Source organism: Streptomyces sp. NPDC024555, assembly GCF_055559335.1.
Map to the genome: position 1 here is coordinate 120,140 of NZ_JBVHKV010000001.1, position 22,065 is coordinate 142,204.

The 22,065-nt window shown below is 73.6% G+C and carries 22 protein-coding genes; 12 read left to right on the forward strand and 10 right to left on the reverse strand.

The features are described 5' to 3' along the window. Window positions 1–169 precede the first annotated feature (169 nt). From ACZ4FH_RS00530 to ACZ4FH_RS00555, 6 genes are all read right to left on the reverse strand, one after another. The gene (locus tag ACZ4FH_RS00530) at window positions 170–823 is read right to left on the reverse strand and encodes a response regulator (RefSeq protein WP_467301401.1); all 654 of its coding nucleotides are present in this window, start codon (window positions 821–823) and stop codon (window positions 170–172) included. A gap of 2 nt (window positions 824–825) precedes the next feature. After that, on the reverse strand, window positions 826–2,013 hold the full coding sequence (locus ACZ4FH_RS00535; protein WP_467301402.1) for a sensor histidine kinase: 1,188 nt from the start codon (window positions 2,011–2,013) through the stop codon (window positions 826–828). A 5-nt stretch (window positions 2,014–2,018) separates the two neighbouring features. Beyond that, on the reverse strand, window positions 2,019–4,217 hold the full coding sequence (locus tag ACZ4FH_RS00540; protein ID WP_467301403.1) for an MMPL family transporter: 2,199 nt from the start codon (window positions 4,215–4,217) through the stop codon (window positions 2,019–2,021). A 255-nt stretch (window positions 4,218–4,472) separates the two neighbouring features. Continuing rightward, the gene (locus ACZ4FH_RS00545; RefSeq protein ID WP_467301404.1) at window positions 4,473–5,066 is read right to left on the reverse strand and encodes a GNAT family N-acetyltransferase; all 594 of its coding nucleotides are present in this window, start codon (window positions 5,064–5,066) and stop codon (window positions 4,473–4,475) included. A 45-nt stretch (window positions 5,067–5,111) separates the two neighbouring features. Beyond that, entirely contained in the window at window positions 5,112–5,969 is an 858-nt protein-coding gene (locus tag ACZ4FH_RS00550; RefSeq protein ID WP_467301405.1) for a peptidoglycan recognition protein family protein, read from the reverse strand. 186 nt (window positions 5,970–6,155) lie between these two features. Next, complete coding sequence (locus ACZ4FH_RS00555) at window positions 6,156–7,778, reverse strand: hypothetical protein (RefSeq protein WP_467301406.1); 1,623 nt, start codon at window positions 7,776–7,778, stop codon at window positions 6,156–6,158. A gap of 288 nt (window positions 7,779–8,066) precedes the next feature. Here ACZ4FH_RS00555 and crcB (ACZ4FH_RS00560) point away from each other — a divergent pair, with 288 nt between their 5' ends. The 3 genes from crcB (ACZ4FH_RS00560) to crcB (ACZ4FH_RS00570) are packed head-to-tail and all read left to right on the forward strand — an operon-like array spanning window position 8,067 to window position 9,216. Further along, on the forward strand, window positions 8,067–8,483 hold the full coding sequence (gene crcB, locus ACZ4FH_RS00560) for a fluoride efflux transporter CrcB (RefSeq protein WP_467301407.1): 417 nt from the start codon (window positions 8,067–8,069) through the stop codon (window positions 8,481–8,483). After that, window positions 8,480–8,845, forward strand: coding sequence for a DUF190 domain-containing protein (locus ACZ4FH_RS00565; protein ID WP_467301408.1), 366 nt, complete (start codon window positions 8,480–8,482; stop codon window positions 8,843–8,845). Before crcB (ACZ4FH_RS00560) ends, ACZ4FH_RS00565 begins: the two co-directional genes overlap by 4 nt. Continuing rightward, window positions 8,842–9,216 carry a fluoride efflux transporter CrcB gene (gene crcB / locus ACZ4FH_RS00570; protein ID WP_467301409.1) on the forward strand — a complete coding sequence of 125 codons (375 nt, stop codon included), beginning with the start codon at window positions 8,842–8,844 and terminating at the stop codon, window positions 9,214–9,216. The genes ACZ4FH_RS00565 and crcB (ACZ4FH_RS00570) overlap by 4 nt, the downstream gene beginning before the upstream one ends. On the opposite strand, the gene ACZ4FH_RS00575 is transcribed toward crcB (ACZ4FH_RS00570), so the two are convergent. After that, on the reverse strand, window positions 9,188–10,630 hold the full coding sequence (locus ACZ4FH_RS00575; RefSeq protein ID WP_467301410.1) for a DEAD/DEAH box helicase: 1,443 nt from the start codon (window positions 10,628–10,630) through the stop codon (window positions 9,188–9,190). The two genes, crcB (ACZ4FH_RS00570) and ACZ4FH_RS00575, sit on opposite strands and share 29 nt — an antisense overlap. A 169-nt stretch (window positions 10,631–10,799) precedes the next feature. Continuing rightward, a complete protein-coding gene (locus ACZ4FH_RS00580; protein ID WP_383630974.1) occupies window positions 10,800–11,003 on the reverse strand; it encodes a cold-shock protein in 204 nt (67 codons plus the stop codon). Window positions 11,004–11,794: 791 nt separating this feature from the next. Between ACZ4FH_RS00580 and ACZ4FH_RS00585 the strand changes: the two genes are divergently transcribed. The 4 genes from ACZ4FH_RS00585 to ACZ4FH_RS00600 are packed head-to-tail and all read left to right on the forward strand — an operon-like array spanning window position 11,795 to window position 14,683. Beyond that, window positions 11,795–12,235, forward strand: a complete 441-nt coding sequence (locus tag ACZ4FH_RS00585; protein ID WP_383632096.1) for a hypothetical protein — start codon at window positions 11,795–11,797, stop codon at window positions 12,233–12,235. Between the two features lie 9 nt (window positions 12,236–12,244). Beyond that, the gene (locus tag ACZ4FH_RS00590) at window positions 12,245–12,799 is read left to right on the forward strand and encodes a toxin (protein ID WP_383630977.1); all 555 of its coding nucleotides are present in this window, start codon (window positions 12,245–12,247) and stop codon (window positions 12,797–12,799) included. 43 nt (window positions 12,800–12,842) lie between these two features. Beyond that, window positions 12,843–14,081, forward strand: a complete 1,239-nt coding sequence (locus tag ACZ4FH_RS00595) for an MAB_1171c family putative transporter (RefSeq protein ID WP_467301411.1) — start codon at window positions 12,843–12,845, stop codon at window positions 14,079–14,081. Beyond that, window positions 14,078–14,683, forward strand: coding sequence for a hypothetical protein (locus ACZ4FH_RS00600; RefSeq protein ID WP_467301412.1), 606 nt, complete (start codon window positions 14,078–14,080; stop codon window positions 14,681–14,683). The genes ACZ4FH_RS00595 and ACZ4FH_RS00600 overlap by 4 nt, the downstream gene beginning before the upstream one ends. 30 nt (window positions 14,684–14,713) lie before the next feature. On the opposite strand, the gene ACZ4FH_RS00605 is transcribed toward ACZ4FH_RS00600, so the two are convergent. Then, window positions 14,714–16,393 (reverse strand): SpoIIE family protein phosphatase, encoded by a 1,680-nt coding sequence (locus ACZ4FH_RS00605; RefSeq protein WP_467301721.1) that lies wholly within the window; start codon window positions 16,391–16,393, stop codon window positions 14,714–14,716. A 122-nt stretch (window positions 16,394–16,515) separates the two neighbouring features. Beyond that, window positions 16,516–18,009, reverse strand: coding sequence for an MFS transporter (locus tag ACZ4FH_RS00610; protein ID WP_467301413.1), 1,494 nt, complete (start codon window positions 18,007–18,009; stop codon window positions 16,516–16,518). A gap of 69 nt (window positions 18,010–18,078) precedes the next feature. Here ACZ4FH_RS00610 and ACZ4FH_RS00615 point away from each other — a divergent pair, with 69 nt between their 5' ends. From ACZ4FH_RS00615 to ACZ4FH_RS00635, 5 genes are all read left to right on the forward strand, one after another. After that, window positions 18,079–18,717, forward strand: a complete 639-nt coding sequence (locus ACZ4FH_RS00615; RefSeq protein WP_467301414.1) for a TetR/AcrR family transcriptional regulator — start codon at window positions 18,079–18,081, stop codon at window positions 18,715–18,717. Window positions 18,718–18,810: 93 nt separating this feature from the next. Continuing rightward, the gene (locus tag ACZ4FH_RS00620) at window positions 18,811–19,296 is read left to right on the forward strand and encodes a peroxiredoxin (protein WP_467301415.1); all 486 of its coding nucleotides are present in this window, start codon (window positions 18,811–18,813) and stop codon (window positions 19,294–19,296) included. A 106-nt stretch (window positions 19,297–19,402) separates the two neighbouring features. Continuing rightward, window positions 19,403–19,912, forward strand: coding sequence for a hypothetical protein (locus ACZ4FH_RS00625; RefSeq protein ID WP_467301416.1), 510 nt, complete (start codon window positions 19,403–19,405; stop codon window positions 19,910–19,912). Window positions 19,913–19,991: 79 nt separating this feature from the next. Next, window positions 19,992–21,428, forward strand: coding sequence for a flotillin family protein (locus tag ACZ4FH_RS00630; protein WP_467301417.1), 1,437 nt, complete (start codon window positions 19,992–19,994; stop codon window positions 21,426–21,428). A 165-nt stretch (window positions 21,429–21,593) separates the two neighbouring features. Then, on the forward strand, window positions 21,594–22,064 hold the full coding sequence (locus ACZ4FH_RS00635; protein ID WP_450681420.1) for a cation:proton antiporter regulatory subunit: 471 nt from the start codon (window positions 21,594–21,596) through the stop codon (window positions 22,062–22,064). Window position 22,065: the final 1 nt, after the last annotated feature.

Below are 22,065 nucleotides of genomic sequence, written 5' to 3' on the forward strand. Positions count from 1 at the left end.
CCCGGTCTCCCCGCCGCGGCAGGCGCCCCCTCGTTCACCCCCCGGATGCCGTAGATCCCCCGGGCCCCGGGACACAACGTGTCAAGAGGCGTACGGGGATCAGGCATCGACGCCCGGCCGGGTCTCCGGCCGGGCGTCTTCGCGTGGCGGGCCGGGCGCTCCACCCCCGTCACTCCCGGCTCAGCAGCCCCGCCTCCATCGCGACCACCACCGCGCGGGTGCGGTCGCTGACGTCGAGTTTGGCGAAGATCCGGAGGAGGTGGGTCTTCACGGTGGCCTCGCCGATGAAGAGGCGGCGGCCGATCTCGCCGTTGGAGAGACCGTCCGCGACCGCCCGGAGGACCTCGGCCTCGCGGGTGGTGAGGGTGACGGCGGCGGGGCGGCGCATACGGGCGACCAGGCGCTGGGCGACGCGGGGGGCGAGGACGGTCTCGCCGCGGGAGGCGGAGTGGATGGCGTCCACCAGCTGTTCGCGGGTGGCGTCCTTCAGGAGGTAACCGGTGGCGCCCGCCTCGACGCCGCGCTCGATGTCCGCGTCGGTGTCGTACGTGGTGAGGATGAGGACGCGCGTGGGGGCGTCGCCCGCGACGATGCGTTCGGTGGCGCCCACCCCGTCGAGGACGGGCATCCGCAGGTCCAGGAGGATCACGTCGGGGCGCAGGCGGTCGACGAGGCGCACCGCCTCGGCGCCGTCGCCGGCCTCACCGACGATCTCGACGGTGGGTTCCGAGGAGAGCAGGGCCACCAGGCCGGACCGCATGACGGTGTGGTCGTCGGCCAGGACGATCCGCAGCGGGGGCGGTTCCGTGGGTCCTTCGGTCATGGTCATACCTGTCCGTCGAGAGGGAGCGGGAGGGTGGCGAGGACGCGGGTGCCGTCGCCGAGCGAACTGGTCACCGTGAGGCCGCCGCCGAACTCGGCGAGCCTGCGGCGCATCCCGTCGAGGCCGAAGCCCCGGGACTCCTCGACGACGAACCCGCGGCCGTCGTCGGTGATCTCCAGCTCGACGGTGCCGGGCCCCTGCGCCAGGACCAGCCCGACCGTGGTGGCGCCCGCGTGCTTGCGGACGTTGGCCAGGGACTCCTGGGTGCAGCGCAGCAGGGCGATCCGGGCCGGGCGGTCGCAGTCGACGTCGTCGAGTTCGGCGGTGACGGCGAGCCCGGTGTCCTCGGCGAAACGGTCCAGGGTGCGGCGGAGCGTCGTCGCGAGGGAGCCGGGGACCGCCCCGCCCGCGGGGGCGGAGCCGACCAGGATCCGGGCCTCGGCCAGGTTCTCCCGGGCCGTGCGCTCGATGGAGCGGAGCTGCTGGGCGCTGCGCGCGGTGTCCACGTCGAGCTGGGCGGCGGCCGCCTCGGCGAGCACGATGATGGAGGCGAAGCCCTGGGCGAGGGTGTCGTGGATCTCCCGGGCCATGCGTTCGCGTTCCTCCGCCGCGCCCTGGCGCTGGTACATCTCGGCCAGTTCGAGCCGGGTGCTGGTCAACTGGGCGCGGAGCAGAGCCCGTTCGTCGCGCTGGGCCAGGGCCCTGGGTGTCAGCAGCGCCATGACGACCGCGACGGCCCAGACGGCGGCGGAGGAGACGGTGTTCGTGAGGAACACGTCCGCCCCGCCGCCCTCCCGCAGGCTCCCCCCGACCGTGATGGCGACGGCCCCGAGGCCGGTGAGGACGACGACGCCCCGGGGGCTGTCCGAGAAGACGAGGAACTGGGCGAGCATCACCGTGTAGAAGACGCCGAACCCGTCGCCCAGATACGCCAGTCCGCCCAGCACCGCGACGAGGACGCCCAGATACCCGTACGGCCTCAGCACCCCGTTGCCGGGGCGCAGCCGCACCGCCGCGTAGCAGAGGGCGAGCGCGGCCGTCAGCGCGAGGATGCCGAGCTTGCGGTCCGCCGGGGTGCCGCCCAGCGAGGTGATCAGGACGACGAGGGCGGTGAGGGCCCAGGACAGGGCCTCCCATCCGTGGAGCACCCATATCCAGACCGGATCGCCCTTCCGGGGCCGCTGCAGCATGGCCGTCAGACTACGGGCGGTGCGGCCGGGACGGCGGCGGTCGCCGGGTCCGGGGCCGGGGCCCGCCGTCCGGGGCGCAGGGGGCGCCAGGCCCGTTCGCCGAGCAGGAGCAGGGCGGACGGCAGGATCATCAGCCGGATGACGACGGCGTCCAGGAGGACCGCGACGGCCAGGCAGAAGCCCATCTGCTTCATCTCGGTGAGGTGCAGGAAGACGAAGGCCGCGAAGATCGTGACCATGACCAGCGCCGCGCTCGTCACCACCTTGGCCGAGCGGGCGATGCCGTCGAGCACCGCCTCGCGCGCCGTCGCCCCGTGGTCCAGGGCCTCCTTGATCCGGCTGACGACGAAGACCTGGTAGTCCATCGAGAGCCCGAAGAGGAGCACGAAGAGGAAGAGCGGCACCCGGGAGGCGATGGCGCCGAGCGAGTCGAAGCCGAGCAGGTCCTCGGCCCAGCTGCCCTGGAAGACCAGGACGAGCGCGCCGAGCGCGGCGGCGGCGGAGAGCAGGTTCAGTCCGACGCCGAGCAGTCCGACGACCGTGGAGCGGAAGGCCACCGCCGTCGTCGCGAAGGTCAGGAGCAGCAGGAGTCCGAGCACCCAGGGGAGTTGGCCGCGCTCGTGGTGCACGTAGTCCTGTCCCCGGGCCACGTCCCCGCTGACCGCCGTGTCCGTTCCCGTCAGCGCGCCCACCGTCGCCGGGATGTAGCGGTCCCGGAGCCGGCTGAGCGAGTCGATGGCCTCGTCGGAGGGCGCCGGATGCGGTACGGACAGGGCGAGCACGCTGGTCCGGCCGTCGGCCGAGGTCCGCACCACGGGCGCGGTGCCCCGGGCGAAGAGCGGATCGGCCTGGGCCCGCCGGCCGAGTTCGTCCAGGGCCTTCCTGACCTCGGGGGCCCGGCCGGGAGCGTTGCGGGTGACGACCTCGTGCGTGACGAGGAGTTCGGGGAAGGCGGCGGTCAGCCGGTCGTACACCCGCATCGCCGGGATGGAGCGGGAGAAGGTGTCCTTGCCCGGGTCGATCAGCTTCATCCCCAGCGCGGGGGCGGCGACGGCGAGCATGACCAGGACGGAGACGCAGAGGGTGAGCGCGGGCCGCCGCCGGGCCGGGCGCAGCAGCGCCTCGAAGAGGCGGCCGTTCCCGGACCGCTCCCCGCGGACCCGGGCCGGTGTCCCGCGCCGCGCCCGGCGGGCGGCCTTCCGCGCGGCCCGCCGTTCGGCGCGCTGTCCGAGCTTCACCAGCAGCGCGGGCAGCACGGTCAGCGAGCTGAGCACGGCGGCCGCGACGACGAGGACGGTGCCGGTGGCCAGGGAGGAGAAGATGACGTCGGTGGCCAGGTAGAGGGTGGAGGTGCAGACGATCACCGCGAGACCGGAGACCAGCACCGCCCGGCCCGCCGTGGCCGAGGCCAGCTCCACCAGGGCCTCGGGCCCGAGCCGGCCGCCCGCCCGCGCCCGCTCCTCGCGCTCCCGCTTCAGGTAGAAGAGGGTGTAGTCGACGCCGACGGCGAGGCCCATGAGCAGGATCATGTTGGTGCCGACGCCGGGGTCGGGCAGCAGGTGCGAGGCCAGCATGGACAGGCCCATGGCGGCGGCGATGGACGAGAGCGCCAGCAGCAGCGGCACCCCGGCCATGACGACGGATCCGAAGACGGCCAGCAGGATGACGAGGGTCACCGGCAGCGACAGCCGCTCCGACAGCGCGAGGTCGTCGTCGCGCTGGTCGTTGACGCCCTTGCTGATGGCGGGCGATCCGGTCTCTTCGACGATCAGGTCCGGGTGGGCCTCCGCCACCCGCGCGGTCCGCTCCAGGAGCGGTACGACGTTCTCCTTCCCTTCCAGCTCGGGGCCGTTCAGGACGACCGTGACCCGCAGGGCGCTGCCGTCCTTGGCGCGGACCGGCGGCGCCACCTCGGCGACCTCGGGCAGCGCGGTCATGCGGGCGGTGAGGTCGCGGGCCGCCTCACCGGCCCGCGCGGGGTCCAGCGGTCCGGACCGGGACCGGATCAGGACGTGCTCGGTGGGGCGGCGCTGGAGACCGGCCTCGGTGGCCATCGACTCGGCGTGCCCGGCCTCGCCGACCCAGAAGTCCTCCGTGGTGGCGGAGTTGCTCCCGGCGGCGATGCCCGCGCCGAGGCAGAGCAGGACGAAGAGAAACCAGCCGGTGATCGCGCGCCAGGGGTGCCTGGCGCTCCAACGTGCCATGCGTACGGGGCGAATTGTCATGCGTTCATGCTGGTCCGGGGCGTGGTGCGACCGGCAGCCCCGGCCGGTGGAACCCGGTGTCCACCGACCGGTGGACACGGGCCCGGGGGCGTCCCCCCGTACGGCCCCGCCACCACCGCCTCAGGAGCGGCGGACGCCCTCCGTCCCCCCAGGCACGGCGGACGCCCCCGTGCCTCTCGGGAACCACACACGCCCTCCACGCCCCTCAGGGACGGCGGAATCCCTCCGCGCCCCTCATATGCGGGCCGACAGCCGCCCCCTGGCCTCCGGCCACTCCTCGGCGAGCAGTGAGAAGTAGACCGTGTCGCGCCAGGTGCCGTCCGGGCGGCGGCGGTGCCGGCGCAGGACTCCCTCGCGGCGGGCGCCGAGGCGGGCTATCGCCTCCTGGGAGCGGACGTTGAGATGGTCGGTCTTCAACTGGACGCGGCCCATGCCCAGCTCCTCGAAGGCGTGGGTGAGCAGCAGGATCTTCGTCTCGGTGTTGACCGCGGAGCGCCAGTGGGCGCGGCCGTACCAGGTGAATCCGATCTCCAGGCGCTCGTCGGGCAGATGGATGTCCATGAAGGTGGTCCAGCCGATCGCCCGGCCGCTCTCCCGGTGGATGACGGCGAGCGGGACGTACGCACCGCGCCGGGCGTCCTCCAGCAGGTCCGCCATCACTTCGGCCAGCTCCTCGGGGGTGCGGGGCGTCGGGCGGCCCAGCCAGCGCCAGACCTCGTCGTCGTCGCCTCCGGCGGCGAAGAGGTCGTCGAGATGGCGGAGGGACAGCGGCTCGATGCGGACATGGCGGCCGGTCAGGGTCACGGGAAGAGGCTGCGTCGCGGGCATACCGCCATGCTAGGTCATTCACACTAGACAAAACAAGGATACGTACTAGTGCGAAACCCGAAGGAGTGACGGCGGCCCGCTCCGGCCGGACCCCCCGCCCGTCTCGGGCCCGTTCGGAGACCCCCCGCCCCGCTCCGGCCCGCTCGGGGACTCCGCGTCCGCCGTGCCGGTGCGGGCCTGCCGGAGTGCCGCCGCCTCGTCCCGGATCTCGGGCAGCGCCGCGTACAGCGCCTCGCCGGGGCAGTTGGTCTGATAGGCGTCGCGGTGGCCGGAAATGACGTGGAGGACGGCCGGCTCGCCCTTGCGGTAGCGGCTCGCGTCGTTCGTCGAGACGAGCCGGACCGTGCCGCGCGGATCGGAGCCGGGCCGCAGCTTCCAGGCCGCGACCTCCGCCAGCGCCCGCACGAGGGCCCGCGGCACCTTCGTCCCGCGCCCGTAGTTGCCCAGGACCGCTATGCCCACGCTGTCCGCGTTGAAGCCGGTGGTGTGCGCCCCCCGGACGGGGCGCGTGATGCCGCCCGCCCGGCCCTCGTAGATCGTTCCGCACCGGTCGACGAGGAAGTTGTAGCCGATGTCGTCCCAGCCGTTGCCCTTGATGTGGGCCTCCTCGACCGCCCGCAGCATCTGCGGCACGTCCGCGCAGTCGTAGGCGTTGGACTCCCCCGTGTGATGGATGAAGACCGCGCGCACCGCACCCGTGTACACCGCGTGCTCACGCACCATGCCCTCGTCCGCGTGCCAGTCCGCGCGGGTGACGATCGCCGGCTGCGGAACCCCCCGGGCCCGTTCGTGCACCGGGACGGCGGGCGCGGACGAGATGAAGCGCACCGGGGCGTCCCGCAGCATCAGAAAGGCGAGCGGGAGGACCGCGGCGCCCAGCCATATGCGTTGATGGGGCCACATGACCTCCACCCTGCGGCCTCACCGCCCGGTGCGCAGAAACCGTGGCCGATCGGGTGAAACCGCTGGTCGGGGACGCGCCCCGGGAGCCACGTCCCGAGGCGGACGCCCCCACGCGCCCCCGGGAGACACGGCCGGGAGGACCGCGGACGCCCCGCCCGCCCCGCGGCCGCCCGGCCCAGGGCCACCTCAGCAGCCCCCGCCGCGCGGCAGCCGGTACGCCGAGTCCAGCCGGTACGTACCGCCCTTCGGCACCGTCAGCCGGGTCCACTCGCCGTCGGGCCGCAGACAGGCCCGCCCGCCGTCCGCGCCGCGCGCCCGGAGCCACGGCGAATGGGCCACCCTGATCGTCACCGAACCGGCCTCCGGCATCCGCACCACCAGCTCCGCGTCGTCGCCGCGCACCACTTGGGCGGGCGCCTGGACCAGCGGCGTCGCGTCATGCACCCGGTAGACGGTCCAGCCGGCATCCCGCCACACCGGGGTCAGCCAGGGCTGTCCGGCCGCGACCAGCTCGGCCTCGGCCCGCGCGGGGCCGTCCGGCTTGCCGTGGTGGAGCACCACGAAGCCCACCGCCCAGCGGTCCAGCCAGGCCCGGTACTCCTTCGGCGAGAAGGTCCCGTCGTAGAAGAGCCGGCCCCGTTCGACGTCGAGCTGCCGGTTCCAGCCGCGCGCCATGTTCACGTACGGGGAGAGCACCGTCGCCTCGCGGTGGTTGCGGGCCGGGACGACCTCGACGCGGCCGCGGTCGGCGCCCAGGCGGCGCAGTTCGGCGACCACGCCCTCGGTGTGCGCCGCCCAGACCGGCTCCTTGCTGGACACCCTGAGATCGCTCACGGTCTTGTTGAGGAGCCAGCCGCAGGACACCACCAGGGCCAGCGCCGTCACCGCCGCCCGCCGCCGGGCCCCCTCCCGGCGCAGCGCGCTCGCCGCCGCCAGCAGCAGGGGCGGCGCGACCAGGCCGAGCAGCCGCTCCACATTCGTCCCGATGGGTGAGGCGACGACGTAGGTGAGCACCACCCCCACGGCGTACACGACGGCGCCGTACCGCAGCAGCAGCCAGGCGCGCCCCGCCGGGGCCGCGGCCACCAGCACCGCGCACACCGCGAGCGGCATCCAGACCCGGTTCCCGGGCATCGGCTGCTCGCCGTGGAACGGGAAGAGCAGCGACGTGGACCCGACCACCACGAAGAACGGCACCATGAGGAACACGCCCTTGCGCCACTGCCGGTCCAGCAGATAGGCGGCCCCCGTCACCACGAGGAACAGGCCCGACACCGGGCTGGCCATCGTCGACAGCGCCCCGGCGGCCACGGAGACGACCGCCCGTTCCGCGTACAGACAGGCGACGAGCCCGATGGCGACGCCCAGGGCGAACGTCGTACGCCCGGAGGCGACGTTGCACCACAGCGCGAACGCGCCGAACAGCGCGGGGAGCAGCGGGTGCGCCATGCCCCGGCGCTCGAAGAGGACGGCCAGCAGCCAGGTCCCCGCGAGCCCGGAGGCCACGGAGACGGTGCGCACGCCGACGAACGCCATCACATAGGAGGAGAAGACGCTGTAGTTGGCGGTGTGGGTCCCGCCGTACCAGGAGAGGTTGTAGGCGGCACCCGGATGCCGTGCGGTGAACCCCGTCCAGGCCAGCTGCGCGGCGAGGTCGCCGCCGCCGGTGGCCAGGAACAGCCCCCATACGGCGTACAGCGGGACCACCACGGCCACGGCGGTCAGCGGGACCCGCTGCCGCCGCCACCACGGCGGCGCGACCGTCCCGGCCGCCGCCTCCCCCCCGTCCTCGTGGCGGGGCAATGGCACCCGCACCCTGTCTTCTACTGTCGTCCGCACATCCCCACCGGCATACACGCGGGTCACCCTAGGCCCTGTCGTCACCGGCCCGTCCCCGGCCGCGGGGCGGCCCGTCCCCGGCCCGGTACGCCCCGGCCGGACACGGGCGATAATCTGGAGGCAGCGGGGACCGGTGAGGTCGCCGCGCGGCGGTGGGGCCCGCCGTACCCGAACCGCGGTCGTCGTACCGCCAACGGTCCCTACTTGCGTACGTGTGCGCGCCCGCGTCCGGCGGTCGCCCCGGCAGGTAGGAGACGTGTGTCCGAGAAGATCCGCAACCCGCAGACCGCGGTCGTCGCGGTCGTCGCGCTGGGCGGTGTCGTGGGGGCCTGTGCCCGGTACGGCGCCTCGCTGCTCTGGCCCACCCCGGCCGGCGGCTTCCCGTGGACGACCCTCGTGGTCAATGTGACCGGCTGCGCGGTCATCGGGGTGTTCATGGTCGTCATCAGCGAGGCGTGGCCGGCCCACCGGCTGGTGCGGCCGTTCTTCGGTACGGGGGTGCTGGGCGGGTTCACCACGTTCTCGACGTACGTCGTGGACATCGAGCGGCTGGTCGAGGGCGGCCGGGCCAGGACCGGGCTGGCCTATCTGGCCCTGACCCTGTGCGCGGCCCTCGCGGCGGTGTGGAGCGCGGTGTGGCTGACCCGCCGCGCACTGGCTTGGAGGCAGGCATGACGGCATCGGCGTCACATCCGGGTCTGCGGCTGACCGTCCTGGTCGCCGAGACGGACACCTGGCACCACCGCCCGGTCTTCACGGAGATCGTGCACCGGGCGCACGCGGCGGGGCTGGCGGGCGCGAGCGTCTTCCGGGGCATCGAGGGGTTCGGCGCCTCCTCGATGATCCACACGCAGCGGCTGCTCTCGCTGAGCGAGGACCTGCCGGTGGCGGTGGTCGTCGTGGACACGGAGGAACGGATCCGGGCCTTCCTGCCGCGCATCGCCGAGCTGACGAACGGCGGGCCGGTCACCCTGGACGCCTGCGAGATCGTCCGGCCGCAGCCGGACCCGGAGCGGGGCACGGGGGAGCAGCGGTGAACTGGCTGCTCGTCATAGCCGGCGCGGCCGTCGGCGCCCCCCTGCGCTATCTGACGGACCGTGCCGTGCAGGCCCGGCACGACACGGTCTTCCCGTGGGGGACGTTCACGGTCAATGTGTGCGGCAGCCTGGTGCTCGGGCTGCTGACCGGCGCGGTGGCGGCGGGGGCCGCCTCCGCGCACGTCCAGCTGCTGGTGGGCACGGGGCTGTGCGGAGCCCTGACCACGTATTCGACGTTCAGCTACGAGACGCTGCGGCTGGCCGAGGACGGGGCCCGGTTCTACGCCGCCGTCAACGCGGCGGCGAGCGTGGTCGCGGGCCTCGGCGCGGCCTTCGCCGGGGTCACCCTGGCCGACGCGGTGTGGGCCTGACCTTCCCGCCGGCCGGGCGCGACCCGGTGATCCTGCTCAGCTCGGCCCCGCCGGGGCGCACCTCCGCGATGTGCGGGGTGATGCCGGCCTCGGCCATCAGCCGGGCCACCTCGCGGCGCTGGGAGGGCATCACCAGGGTGACGACACGGCCGGACGCGCCGGCCCGCGCGGTGCGGCCGCCGCGGTGCAGGTACTCCTTGGCGTCGGTGGGCGGATCGACGTTGACGACGAGGTCGAGGTCGTCGATGTGGATGCCCCGGGCGGCGACGTCGGTGGCGACGAGCACCGGGACCAGGCCGGTGCGGAACCGCTCCAGGGTGCGGTTGCGCTGCGGCTGGGACTTCCCGCCGTGCAGCGCCCCGGCCTCGATGCCCTGCGAGAGCAGGTGCTTCGCCAGCTCGTCCACGGCCTGTTTGGTGTCCAGGAACATGATCACCCGGCCCTCGCGCGTGGCGATCTCCGTCGTGGTGGCGTCCTTGTCGCCGGGCCGGACGTGGAGGACGTGGTGCTCCATCGTCGCCACCGCGCCGGCGGCCGGGTCGACGGAGTGCACCACGGGGTCGTGGAGGTAACGGCTGACCAGGGAGCCGACGTTGTGGTCCAGCGTGGCGGAGAACAGCATCCGCTGGCCCTCCGGGTGGACCTGGTCGAGCAACGCGGTGACCTGCGGCATGAAGCCGAGGTCGGCCATCTGGTCGGCCTCGTCCAGGACGGTGACCATGACCCGCTCCAGGGCGCAGTCGCCGCGTTCGATCAGATCCTTGAGGCGGCCGGGCGTGGCCACGACGATCTCGGTGCCGCCGCGCAGCGCCGCGCTCTGCTTGCCGAGGGACATCCCGCCGACGACGGTGGCCGTGCGCAGCTTCAGCGCGCGGGCGTACGGGGCGAGGGCGGCGGTGACCTGCTGGGCCAGTTCGCGGGTGGGGACGAGGACCAGGGCGAGCGGGCGGCGGGCGGCGGCACGGCGTCCCTCGGTGCGGGCGAGCAGCGCCAGACCGAAGGCCAGGGTCTTGCCCGAGCCGGTGCGGGCGCGGCCGAGGACGTCGCGGCCGGCGAGCGCGTCGGGCAGGGTGGCGCCCTGGACGGGGAAGGGAACGGTGACGCCCTCGGCGTCGAGCGCGGCCAGCAGCGGGGCGGGCAGCAGCGGCAGGTCGGCGAAGGAGTCCACGGCGGGCCGCGCCGGGGTGACGGTCTCCGGCAGGGTGAACTCGCCCTTGCGGGTGGCGGTGCGGCGGGCGGTTCCGGTGGTGCGCTGCACCGGGGCACCGAATCGCCGCCGGGCGCCGGGCTTGTCCTGGCCCTGTGCGCGGAATCCGCCGGAACGGGAGCGCCGGGGGCCGCCGCCCCGCGTACGGAAATCCCCGTCGTCGGAACGGCCGGAACGGTCCTGGCGGCCCTGACGGTCGCGGTTCATGGAGTGTCCTTCCTCGATCGGACGCATATCGGGGAATTCGACGCGCAGGGTGGAACGGAAATCACTGGAACGGCCCTTCGGAATACGCGAACGGGCCGGGTCCCGCACCTGTGGTGCGGGACCCGGCCGTGAATGTCCACGCGGCGCCGGAGCGCCGGTGCCATAGGATTCACGCGGGGACGATGTTCTCCGCCTGCGGGCCCTTCTGGCCCTGCGTGACGTCGAAGGAGACCTTCTGGCCCTCCTGCAGTTCCCGGTAGCCGGTGGCGTTGATGTTCGAGTAGTGGGCGAAGACGTCGGCGCCGCCGCCGTCCTGCTCGATGAAGCCGAAGCCCTTTTCCGCGTTGAACCACTTGACCGTACCGCTGGCCATGTTTCTACTCCTTCTGGGGCAGAGCCCGGGAACCCGCACCGTGCAGGTCCCACGTCGTCGCGATGATTACCCCGTCCGGACAATGAACCGGAAATACAGAAGCGCACTCACCGGGCCATTTCTCCGGGAGAAGCACCGACGTCATCGGGAACCACAACTGCAACTGAGATCCACGGTAGCACGATGAATCCGAACAAGCGCGGCATGTAATTGCGACGGACCGGTCGGACCATCATTTCCGTCCGCACCCCGCGGAGAATTCGACGGGGGCGCCGAAGGCGCATTTCCCGGCGGTGCGGCGGTCCGGCGGGCGCGGCCGGCGGCGCCGGGCCGGGACACGTACCAAGGGCACTGACCGGCGGGTCAGTTGATGACTGCCTGACCAGGGGCCATAATGCAGAGGTAGCCCTTCACGCATCCCCCGTCGTGAAGGGCTACACCCCTGTGCGCGCGGGCCCTCTTCCCCCGGACGGGCCCGCGCGCACACCTCCCGGGCACGCGCGCGTACGTCTTCCGGGGCACCCGCGCATACGTCTTCATGGGCAAGGGACTCCCCTCGTGGTCCCCTGCCCATGTTTTTTCGAGTTAACAGTGACGTAGAGTGTTTGCGCAAGCCCGCTCCGAGCACCGGAGCGACATGCTCCACTTCATCCCACTACGGTGTCCCGCCAGGGTTCCCGGGCGGCCGACCGAGCCCGCGGGTTGGTTACAGTACGAGCCCGTTGACCGAAACGAGCAGCGCGGACGGCCGGACGGGCGCCCGCGCGGTGGACGGGAACGTGGGGGGCCGGATGGACAGCGGCGGGGAACGCGCGCCGGAGCTGCGGACGTTGCGGCAGAAGGTCGAGTACATGGTCGAGAAGACCTTTCCCGGCCGGAAGATCTCGGGCCGGGTCTTCGCCGACCTGGTCAGGGAGCGCGGCGGCTCCCTCTCCCACAGCTACTTCTCCAACATCCTGGCCGGCAAGGTGACCCAGCCGTCCGAGGACATCCTCAAGGCGCTCGGGCTCGGCTTCGGGGTGGACTGGCGGTTCTTCAAGGAGGAGTCCGAGGTCGTCGACGACGTCGTCGCCGGGCTCCAGTTCCTCGCCAAACGGCGGACCGGGGAGATCAGCGGGATCGCCGGCCGGGGCCTCGACGAGGACGGACTTCCGCCCGAACTGCTCCAGTTCGCCCTGGACCTCCTCCAGGACGCGAAGGACCGGGAGACCCCGGACGGCCCCGAGGACTAGGGTTCGTGCATGCGTGAACTGAGGAAGGAGTGCGAGGCGGGGCTGGCCGGTCTGCCGCTTCCCTTCCCCTTCACCGTCGAGGGGCTGGTGGCGAACATGGCGGAGGCCACCGGCCGCACCATCGTGCTCCAGGAGATGCCCGACCGGCTCGCCCGCGTCAACACCGCGTGCGGGCTGCGGCTGAAGGCCGGCGGGACCAGCTTCGTCCTCTTCCGCCGGCGCCCCACCGCGTACCAGACCCAGCACGTCATCCTGCACGAGCTGTGCCACGAGTGGTTCGACCACGGCGCCTCGCTGGACGCCGAGCAACTGCGGCGGCTGCTGCCCGTCTTCGACACCTCGCTGATCGCCCGGGTCGTCGGGCCGGAGGCGGTGCTCGCCCCGGACGCGGTGCAGGCCCGCGCGCAGTACGACACCCACGACGAGCGCATGGCCGAACTCGGGGCCTCGCTCATCCCCCGGATGGCCCGGGACGTGACGAGCGACGACATGGTGGGACGGCTCGCCAACTCGCTCGCACGGCCGGTCGCCCACCGCCGCCGGGGGTTCTTCCGCCGGTCCTGACCCGCCGGCCCCTCCCCGTCCCCCCACCCCAAGGACCCCTGCCGTGACCCCGCTCGACGCCGCCGGCTACCTCATAGCCGGCCTGATGACCGCCGTCGCCCTGTGGCGCATGCCGGCCGCCCTGTGGGGCGACGAGGAGGACCGGCGGCGCCGGGCGCTCTGGGGCTGCTACGCGGGATTCGCGGCCGCGCTCTGGACCAAGACCCGCATCGTGCGCATCGGGCTCAACGACAGCCCGGTCACCGATCTCTCCGTCCTCATCAAGCACTACACCGCGACCGTCGCGATCCTCGCCATCCTCAGCTACATCGTGGCGATCTACGGAAGTTACGCGGACGCCGGGGACGTCCCCCGCCATGTGCGGTTCGCCCGGCTGATCCAGCAGGTCGCGACGAAGGCCTCCGTCGCCACGCTCGCCGCGCTGACCGTCCTCTTCTTCACCGTCGTCGACCGCTCCACCCCCTCGGACCGCTTCGTCGCCGACCACGCCGGACAGTGGGGCGCGACGCTCTACATGACGGTCTTCTACCTCTACCTCGGGGCCGCGTCCGCCGTCTGCGCCTACCAGTGGGCGCTGGCCACCGGGAGCGCCCGACGGCTCCATCTGCGGGTGGGGCTCGGGATGATGACGTTCGCGATGTTCATCGGCGTCGGCTACACCGTCAGCCGGACGCTGTTCCTGTGGATCAGCGTCGTGGACCGGCCGGGCGAGGCGTTCGCGCTGCGCTTCGACGAGATCACCGAGGCCGCCCAGCTCGTGCTGTTCGCCTTCTTCGCGGTCGGCGCCTCCGTGCCCGCCTGCCACAACGTCGCGCGCCGCGCGAAGCTCTGGCGCGCCCAGGCCCGGCTGCACCCCCTCTGGTACGAGCTGATGACGGCCTTCCCCGAGCAGCCCTTCGAGCCCCCGCGGCCGCTGCTGCGCGAGCTGACCCGGTTCGGGACCCCGGCCGATCTGCGGGTCGACCGCTGGGCGGCGGACATCGCCGACGCGGTGGAGAAGCTGCGCCACTACGTGCCGGACGCGCTCCTGCCGGCCGCCGAGACCGCCGCCGGCGGGCCCGGTCCGGTGGCCGACGCGCTCTGGATCCGGGCCGCGCTGGCGGCCCGGGGCGCGGGCGCGACCGCGGGCCCGGCCGCCGCCGTCGCCGCCCAGCACGCCACCGACCAGGACGGCGAGATCGCCCGGCTCGTCCGGGTCGCCGCCGCCTTCCGCACCGTCACCGGGCAGGACGCCCGGCGGATCCTTCAGTCCCCCGCGGCCGTCGAGGAGCACCCGGCATGACCACGACCACCGACAGCACCGCCGGCCCCGCGGCCGAGCACCCCGTCGCCCGCACCGTGACCGATGTCTTCCAGCCCCGCAACGTCCTGCTGGGCGGGATGCTCGCCATCGGACTGGCCGCCGCGGGCGACTGGACCGGGATCCTCTGGGGGCTGCTCGGCGCGCTGTGCGCCGGGATCGTCCCGGCCGGATACATCGAATGGGAGCGCGGGCGCGGCACCTGGGGCGACCGCCATGTCGTCGACCGGACGAAGCGGGCCCCGATCTTCTTCGTCATCCTCGGCTCCATCGGCGCCGGCTCGGCCGTCATGGTGGCGGGCGGCGCGCCCTCGGGCATCCTGACCGCGATGCTCGCGCTGTGGGCGATGACCGTGGTGCTGCTGGCGGTGAACACGGTCTGGAAGATCTCCGTGGACGCCTCCGTCGCCTCGGCCTCGGTGGCGCTGCTGAGCGCGGTGCACTCGCCGTGGTGGCTGGCCGGATACGTGATGACGGCGGCCGTGTGCTGGTCGCGGGTGGCGCTCGGCTACCACACGACCGCGCAGGTGACGGCCGGTGCGGCGCTGGGCGCGGCGACGGCGGGCGCGTTCCTGGTGGGGTGAGGGCGGGAGCGCCGGACCCGTGCGGCCGCCTCAGCCGGGCGGGGCGTTCCGCGCGCGCGAGGCCAGGACCGCGATGTCGTCCTCGGCGCCGGGGCCGAAGCGGTCGAGGACCGTGTCCAGCAACTCCTCCAGCGCGCCGCTGGGCGGCAGCTCCAGGTCGGCGAGTCTGCGGACGGAGACGTCGATGTCCTCGCCGCGCCGCTCGACCAGACCGTCGGTGTACATGAACAGCACCGTTCCGGGGCCGCAGGCGATCGAGGTCGTCCGGTAGCCGCCGAAGCCGGTGCCCAGCGGCGGCCCGGCCGGTACGTCCCCGATCCGCGTACCGCCGGGGCCGGGGTCGATGAACACCGGGGGCAGATGGCCGGCGCTCGACACCTGGCAGATCTGCCCGGCCCGGTCGACGAGGGCGAGCAGACAGGTCGCCGCCCGGTCGAGCCCGGAGCGCTCCACCATCCGGTCCAGCTGCTCCAGGATGCGGTGCGGCGGCAGCTGCTCGTCGGCCAGCAGCCGCAGCAGCGAGCGGTAGTGGCTCATGGCGACGGCCGCCTCGACGCCGTGGCCCATCACATCGCCCATGGCCTTCAGATGGCGTCCGTCGGGCAGCGGGATGACGTCGAACCAGTCGCCGCCGACCAGGACGCTGCGGTCGGCCGGGAGATAGCGGGTGGCGATCTCGATGTGCGGGTGCGGCGGGCGCGGTTCGGAGAGCAGGGAGCGCTGGAGCTCCAGGGCGATGGTGTGCTCGTGGGTGAAGCGGCGCGCGTGGTCGAGCCCGACGGCGGCCCGCCCGGCCAGCTCGCGGGCGATCAGCACGTCGTCCTCCGTGAAGACGGGCGAGTCCCCGGCCCTGACCAGGCCCAGCACGCCGATCGGCTCGCCGCGCACGGAGACCGGCACGATCACCGCCGAGTGCATGCCGAGGGAGCGGTAGGCGGCGACCCGGTCCGGGGAGGGTGCCGAGCGGCCCAGCTGGACGTCGGTCGTGAGGTTCTCGACGACGGGCCGGTTGTCCGCCAGACAGCGCGGTACGGCCGCGTCCTCCTGGTAGTCGATGTAGTCGCCGGTCGCGCCGAACCGCGCCAGCGCCCCGCTCAGCGCCGGGACCGCCGTGGCGGCGGCCCGCCGCAGCCGGACCAGGCCCGGGGGCGCGGGGCGCACCGGCGGGGCGACGTCGCGGGGGAAGACCTCGACGGTCGCGAGGTCGGCCAGCTCCGGGACGACCAGGTCGACCAGTTCGGCGCAGGTGGTGTCCATGTCGAGGGTGGTGCCGATCCGGGTGCCGGCGAGGTCCAGCAGCGTCAGATGGCGGCGGGCCTGGGCCAGCCGGCGCTGCTCCTCGTCGGAGGCCATGACCTCCAGGACGATTCCGGCGAGGCCGACGACCCGGCCGGCCACCTCCAGCCGGTGGTAGGCGCCGTGCCAGTAGCGCCGGGCGGTGCCGGAGGCGGCGGGGGTCCAGCCGCTGGAGGTGATCTCGCGGGCGCGTCCGTCGGCCAGCACCGCGCGCATCATGTCCTCCCGGGCGTCGACCCCGGGCAGCACATCGGCGACGGTGCGGCCGAGGTGGGCGGCGGCCGGGAGGCCGTTGAGCCGTTCGAGGGCCGGGTTGACGTAGAGGTACCGCAGCCCGGTGTCCAGGACGCCCACCCCCGCCGTGGTGCCGTCGAGCAGCGCCGCGAGCGCCCCGGCGTCCAGCGGCGACGGCATGTCGGCGTGCGCTTCGGCCTGCAAGTCCACCTCCCGGGCGGGGCGCGGGACACCCTGTCCGCCCGGTCCTTATCGTGGGCCGCCCGCACCGCGCCCGCATCCGCAGAGGGTCCCGCCCGGTGTCAGTGCAGCGGCATCGCCCCGCCGGTCTCCGGCTTCCCCCGGGGCACCAGCACGGCGGCGACGGCGGCGCAGCCGCCCGCGGCCACCGCGCAGACCAGGAAGGCGTCGGCGAAGCCGGTCACGGTGCCGGCCGCGCCGCCGATACCGGCCGCGGCCACCGTGGAGACCACGGCGACACCGACGGAGCCGCCGACCTCGTGGAAGGTGTTCACCACGCCGGAGGCGAGCCCGGCCTCCTCGTGGGCGACCATGCCGAGCGCCGTGGTGGTCGCGGTGACGAAGACCGCGCCGAGGCCGAGCGCGGACACGGAGAGCGCGGGCAGCAGCGTCCCGTACACCCCGCTGTGCGCGTCGAGGCCGGTCAGCGGCACGCAGCCGGCGGTGGCGATCACCATGCCGCCGACGGCGGTGGCCCGGCTGCCCACCGAGGTGACCAGCCGTGCGCCGAGGTGGGCGCCCGCTCCGACGGCCACCGCCACGGGCAGGAAGAGGAGTCCGGTGCGCAGGGCCCCGTAGCCCCGGCCGTGCTGGAGGTAGACCGAGCCGAGGAAGAAGAACGCGAGGAGCAGCCCGGTGGCGATCAGCATGAGGAACGCCCCGGCGAGCACCGGGCGGCGGGTGAACATCCGCAGGTCCATCAGCGGCCGGCGGGACGCCCGCTCGACCGCGGCGAAGGCCGTGTGGAGGAGGGGGGCGGCGGCCAGTGGCAGCAGGGCGGCGGGGGCGCCCCAGCCGCTGTCCCCGGCCTCGACCAGTCCGTAGATCAGGGCGGCGGTGCCCGCCGTGACGAGGAGCGCGCCGGGGAGGTCGAGCCGGACGGGGCGCCGGACGGGGGCGGGCGGCGGCAGGAGGGCGGGGAGGACGGCCAGCAGGGCGAGGCCGACGGGCACGTTGACGCGGAAGACCCAGCTCCAGCCCGGTCCCCCGGCCAGCGCGCCGCCCAGCAGCACGCCCACCGCGGAGCCGGTGCCGCCGATCGCGGCCCAGACGCCGAGCGCGCGGGTGCGCGCCGCGCCGTGGAAGGAGGTGGTGACGAGCGCGAGGGCGGCGGGGGAGAGCAGCGCGGCCCCCAGGCCCTGGGCGACGCGTCCGCCGATCAGGACGGCGGCGCTCTCGGCGAGGCCGCAGGCCAGCGAGGCGGCGGTGAAGACGGCCAGACCGGTGAGGAGGACGCGCCGGGCTCCCAGGGCGTCGGCGAGCCGGCCGCCGAGCAGCATCAGTCCGCCGAAGCAGAGCGTGTACGCGGTGACCACCCAGGTCATCGCGGTGCGGTCCAGGCGCAGATCGGCGGCCATGTCGGGCAGCGCCACGTTCACCACGGTGACGTCGAGCACCAGCATGAACTGGGCGGCGCACAGCAGCGCCAGCAGCACCCCGGGCCGGCGGAGGACGGGCGGCGGCGGGTGGGAGCCGTGGTGGCCGGGGTGGGCACGGCCGTGCGGAGGGGTGGCGGCGGGCGCGCCGGAGCGCGCCGGGATCTCGTCAGGCGTCATGGCATGAACTGTACGGTCCAGTTCACATGAACTCAACCGTACAGTTCAGATCGCTGTTAGCATCGCCCCATGGAGAACAGGCCCCGCCCCACCGGACCCCGCGCCGAGGCCAAACGGGCCGCCATCGTGAAGGCGGCGCGCGCGGCGTTCCTCCGGGACGGGTTCGGGGTCGGCATGGACGCCATCGCGGCCGACGCGGGCGTCTCGAAGGTGACGGTCTACAACCACTTCGGCAGCAAGGAGGCGCTGTTCACCGCGGTCATCGCGGACGCGCTCGACGAACCGCTCGGCGGCGCGTCGGCCGCGGCGCTCGCCGCCCTCCCCGACGCCCCCGACCTGCGCGCCGCCCTCACCGAGGCGGCCCGCGGCTGGGTCGCGGCCGTCCGGGGCAACGCCGACGTGATCGCCCTGCGGACGCTCGTCGCCGCCGAACTGCACCGCTTCCCGGAGCTGGCGAACGGCTGGCGGGGCAGCGGTCCGGAGGGCCACCACCCAGCCGTCGCCGAGGCCCTGCGCGCGCTCGCCGACCGGGGCCGGCTCGTCGTCCCCGACCTGGACACGGCGATCATCCAGCTGTACGCGCTGCTGGTCTTCCCGCACCTGGTCTTCGGCTCGTACGGCACCACGCTCGACGACGACGCCACCGACCGGCTGATCGCCCACGGCGTGGACATGTTCCTGGGCTACTACGCCGCCCCGGCCGGCTGACCCCTCCGCCCGCGGGCGCCGCACCCGGGGCGCGCATGCTGTACGGAGCACGGGCCGCTCCGTCCACCAGCGCCGCACACCGAAGGGCACACCATGGCATCGTCACCGCAACTCGGCACCACGCCCCCCGACTTCACCCTGGCGGGAGGCGTCCTCACCGGGGACTCCTTCGAACGCCGCGACTACACGCTCTCCCGGGCCCGCGGCCGGGCCCTCGTGCTGGCCTTCTACCCGGGGGACAACACCACCGTGTGCACCAAGCAGCTCTGCGCGTACTCCTCGGGTCTGGAGACCTTCGAGGGGCTGGACGCGGAGGTCTGGGGGATCAGTCCCCAGGGTGTGGACAGCCATGAGGAGTTCGCCCGCGCGCACGGGCTGCGGATGCCGCTGCTGGCCGACCCGGAGCGGGAGACCGCGCGGGCCTTCGGGGTCGCGGCGCCCGGGATCGGGGTGCGGCGCTCGGTGTTCCTGATCGACCCCGAAGGCGTGCTGCGGTGGAAGCACGTGGCGCTGCTGGGGGCCACGTTCCAGTCGCTCGACACCCTGGCGAAGCAAGTGTCCGGCATCCGTAACAGCTAGAACACTGCCGGGACACGGCAGTGTCCCCCGCCGCGCCGCTATGGGACGATCCAGCCAGTTCGACGGAGGTACGGCGGGGGCCGCGGGGCCGGGGAGGGGTGATCGGATGACCGTGTTCCTCGGTCTCGGTATCGCGGGGATCGTGCTGCTGGCCCTGTCCCTGGTCTTCGACGGGATCCTCGAAGGGCTCTTCGGGGGGCTGCTGGAAGGGCTGTTCAGCGGGCTCGTCTCGCTGCCGGTCGTCGCCGGATTCCTCTCGATGCTCGGTTTCGGCGGTGCCATCGTGCTCGGCACGACCGGTGCCGGCACCGTCGTCGCGACCGCCGCCGGCGCCCTCGCCGGTCTGGTCGCGGCCTGGCTGACCTGGAAGTTCAGCAGGGCCCTGATGAGGGACCAGACCGACGCCACGCCGCGCGAGTCGGATCTCGTCGGCACCTCGGGCTCCGTGGTCACGGCCATTCCGGCCGACGGGTACGGGGAGGTGCTGCTGCGGCTCGGCGGACAGCCCCTGAAGCTCGCCGCGAAGAGCCCGGTGCCGGTCGCGCGCGGTGCCGAGGTCTGGGTCGAGGCGACGCTCTCGACGACCTCGGTCGCCGTCCGCCCCGTCGAACGCTAGTAGTTCCGCCGGACGCCAGAAGGTCCGCCGGACGCCACACGACTGCCGTCCCCGTCGGGAGGCAGAGGGGGACCGCCTCATGAGTCCAGTTCTGATCGCCGTCGCCGGAGTCGTCGTACTCCTCGTCCTGATCGCGCTCGCCGTCATCACCCGCTACAAGGTCGCGGGTCCCAGCCAGGCGTTCATCATCACCGGCCGCCGCGGCAAGAAGTCCATCGATCCGGTGACCGGCCGGGCCAGCATCGACAACAGCGGCCAGAAGGTCGTGGTCGGCGGCGGCGTCTTCGTCGTCCCGTTCGTCCAGCAGAAGTTCACCCTCGACCTCTCCAGCCGGCACATCCCGGTCGCCGTGCGCGGCGCCGTCACCCTGCGCGGGGTCAAGTCCAACCTCGAAGGCGTCGCCATCGTCAAGGTCGGCGGCAGCGAGGACGCCATCCGCGCCGCCGCCCAGCGCTTCCTCCAGCAGCAGCAGGGCATCGTCGGCTTCACCCAGGAAGTGCTCTCGGGCGCGCTGCGCGCCATCGTCGGCCGGATGTCGGTCGAGGACATCATCCGCGACCGCGCCGCCTTCGCGGCCCAGGTCGCCGAGGAGGCCGAGGCCAGCCTGTCCGGCCAGGGCCTGATCCTGGACGCCTTCCAGATCCAGGACATCACCACCGAGGGCTCCTACCTGGAGGACCTCGGCCGTCCGGAGGCCGCCCGCGCCAAGCAGGAGGCCGACATCGCCGAGGCGATCGCCCGGCGGGCCTCGGAGCAGGCCCGGCTGAAGGCCGCCGAGGAGATCGCCGTGGCCGAGCGGACCTTCTACCTCAAGCAGGCCGAGATCAAGGCCGAGACCGAGGCGGCCGCCGCCAAGGCCAACGCCGCGGGCCCGCTCGCCGAGGCCGCCCGCCAGCAGGAGGTCCTGGCCGAGCAGGAGAAGGTCGCCGAGCGGCAGGCCGCGCTGACCGACCGCGAACTCGACACCAAGGTCCGCAAGCCCGCCGACGCCGCCCGCTACCAGGCCGAGCAGGAGGCCGAGGCCCGCCGGATCGCGCAGGTCAAGGAGGCCGAGGCGGACGCCGAGCGCGCCCGGCTGACCGGTCAGGGCGAGAAGCTGCACCGCTCCGCGCTCGCCGAGGCGGTGCGCATCGAGGGCGAGTCCGAGGCCGCCGCGATCGCCGCGCGGGGTGCCGCCGAGGCCGAGGCCATGCAGAAGAAGGCCGACGCCTTCAAGCAGTACGGGGACGCGGCCGTCCTCCAGATGCTCGTCGAGGTGCTGCCGCAGGTCGTCGCCAAGGCCGCCGAGCCGATGAGCGCCATCGACAAGATGACCGTCATCTCGACGGACGGCGCCAGCCAGCTGTCGCGCACAGTCACCGAGAACGTCGCCCAGGGCATGGAGCTGCTCAGCTCCACCACGGGCGTCGACCTGGGCGCCCTGCTGGGCAACCTCAAGGGCGCGTCCGCGAAGCCGCCGGTCCCGGCCCAGCCGGAGGCCTCCGAGCAGAACGGCGCCATCGAGATCAGCGACTGACGCCCGGTCCCCCACGGATCCTGTGCCCGGCCGGTCCCGTACCGGCCGGGCACCGGCATGTGCGCGACCGACCCGTGGACCGGCGGAAGCCTCCGGATAAGGTAATGCGGATCTAAAGAGACGACCAAAAGCATCACGGCGAATCGCGCCCCTCGGGAGGAAGCCATGGGAACCCACCGCACCACGCTGCCCGGAGTCGGCGTCCAGTACGACTACACCACCGAGTCGGGACAGCACATCTCCGTGGTCGTCCACCACGACGGGCGGCGGTTCATCGGCTTCTACGACCAGGACGACCCTGATTCGTGCCGCCTCTCCGTACCCCTGACCCCACAGGAGGCGACCGGGCTCGCCCATCTCATCGACGCGGCGCCGATCGACGCCGTACGGACCGAGGGCATCGACCTGGTCACCGAGCACATCCCGCTCGGGACGCGCTCCCCGTACGGCGGCCGGCTGCTCGGGGAGACCCGGGCCCGCACCCGCACCGGGGCGTCCATCGTGGCGGTGCTGCGCACCCACAGCGCGCATCCGTCTCCCGGGCCGGACTTCCGGCTCGCCATCGGGGACACGCTCGTCGCCGTCGGTACGCGCGAGGGTGTGGACACCCTCGCCGAGATCATTGCGGAGGGCTGAC

Bases quoted from the DNA above. Each gene is read 5' to 3' on its own strand.
- ACZ4FH_RS00610 (WP_467301413.1), bottom strand. From the start codon at position 18,009: ATGACGCCTGACGAGATCCCGGCGCGCTCCGGCGCGCCCGCCGCCACC.
- ACZ4FH_RS00635 (WP_450681420.1), top strand. From the start codon at position 21,594: ATGGGAACCCACCGCACCACGCTGCCCGGAGTCGGCGTCCAGTACGAC.
- ACZ4FH_RS00615 (WP_467301414.1), top strand. From the start codon at position 18,079: ATGGAGAACAGGCCCCGCCCCACCGGACCCCGCGCCGAGGCCAAACGG.
- ACZ4FH_RS00530 (WP_467301401.1), bottom strand. From the start codon at position 823: ATGACCGAAGGACCCACGGAACCGCCCCCGCTGCGGATCGTCCTGGCC.
- ACZ4FH_RS00565 (WP_467301408.1), top strand. From the start codon at position 8,480: ATGACGGCATCGGCGTCACATCCGGGTCTGCGGCTGACCGTCCTGGTC.
- ACZ4FH_RS00625 (WP_467301416.1), top strand. From the start codon at position 19,403: ATGACCGTGTTCCTCGGTCTCGGTATCGCGGGGATCGTGCTGCTGGCC.
- ACZ4FH_RS00605 (WP_467301721.1), bottom strand. From the start codon at position 16,393: ATGCCGTCGCCGCTGGACGCCGGGGCGCTCGCGGCGCTGCTCGACGGC.
- ACZ4FH_RS00535 (WP_467301402.1), bottom strand. From the start codon at position 2,013: ATGCTGCAGCGGCCCCGGAAGGGCGATCCGGTCTGGATATGGGTGCTC.
- ACZ4FH_RS00590 (WP_383630977.1), top strand. From the start codon at position 12,245: ATGCGTGAACTGAGGAAGGAGTGCGAGGCGGGGCTGGCCGGTCTGCCG.
- ACZ4FH_RS00545 (WP_467301404.1), bottom strand. From the start codon at position 5,066: ATGCCCGCGACGCAGCCTCTTCCCGTGACCCTGACCGGCCGCCATGTC.
- ACZ4FH_RS00585 (WP_383632096.1), top strand. From the start codon at position 11,795: ATGGACAGCGGCGGGGAACGCGCGCCGGAGCTGCGGACGTTGCGGCAG.
- ACZ4FH_RS00630 (WP_467301417.1), top strand. From the start codon at position 19,992: ATGAGTCCAGTTCTGATCGCCGTCGCCGGAGTCGTCGTACTCCTCGTC.
- ACZ4FH_RS00540 (WP_467301403.1), bottom strand. From the start codon at position 4,217: ATGGCACGTTGGAGCGCCAGGCACCCCTGGCGCGCGATCACCGGCTGG.
- ACZ4FH_RS00620 (WP_467301415.1), top strand. From the start codon at position 18,811: ATGGCATCGTCACCGCAACTCGGCACCACGCCCCCCGACTTCACCCTG.
- ACZ4FH_RS00600 (WP_467301412.1), top strand. From the start codon at position 14,078: ATGACCACGACCACCGACAGCACCGCCGGCCCCGCGGCCGAGCACCCC.
- ACZ4FH_RS00550 (WP_467301405.1), bottom strand. From the start codon at position 5,969: ATGTGGCCCCATCAACGCATATGGCTGGGCGCCGCGGTCCTCCCGCTC.
- ACZ4FH_RS00580 (WP_383630974.1), bottom strand. From the start codon at position 11,003: ATGGCCAGCGGTACGGTCAAGTGGTTCAACGCGGAAAAGGGCTTCGGC.
- ACZ4FH_RS00575 (WP_467301410.1), bottom strand. From the start codon at position 10,630: ATGAACCGCGACCGTCAGGGCCGCCAGGACCGTTCCGGCCGTTCCGAC.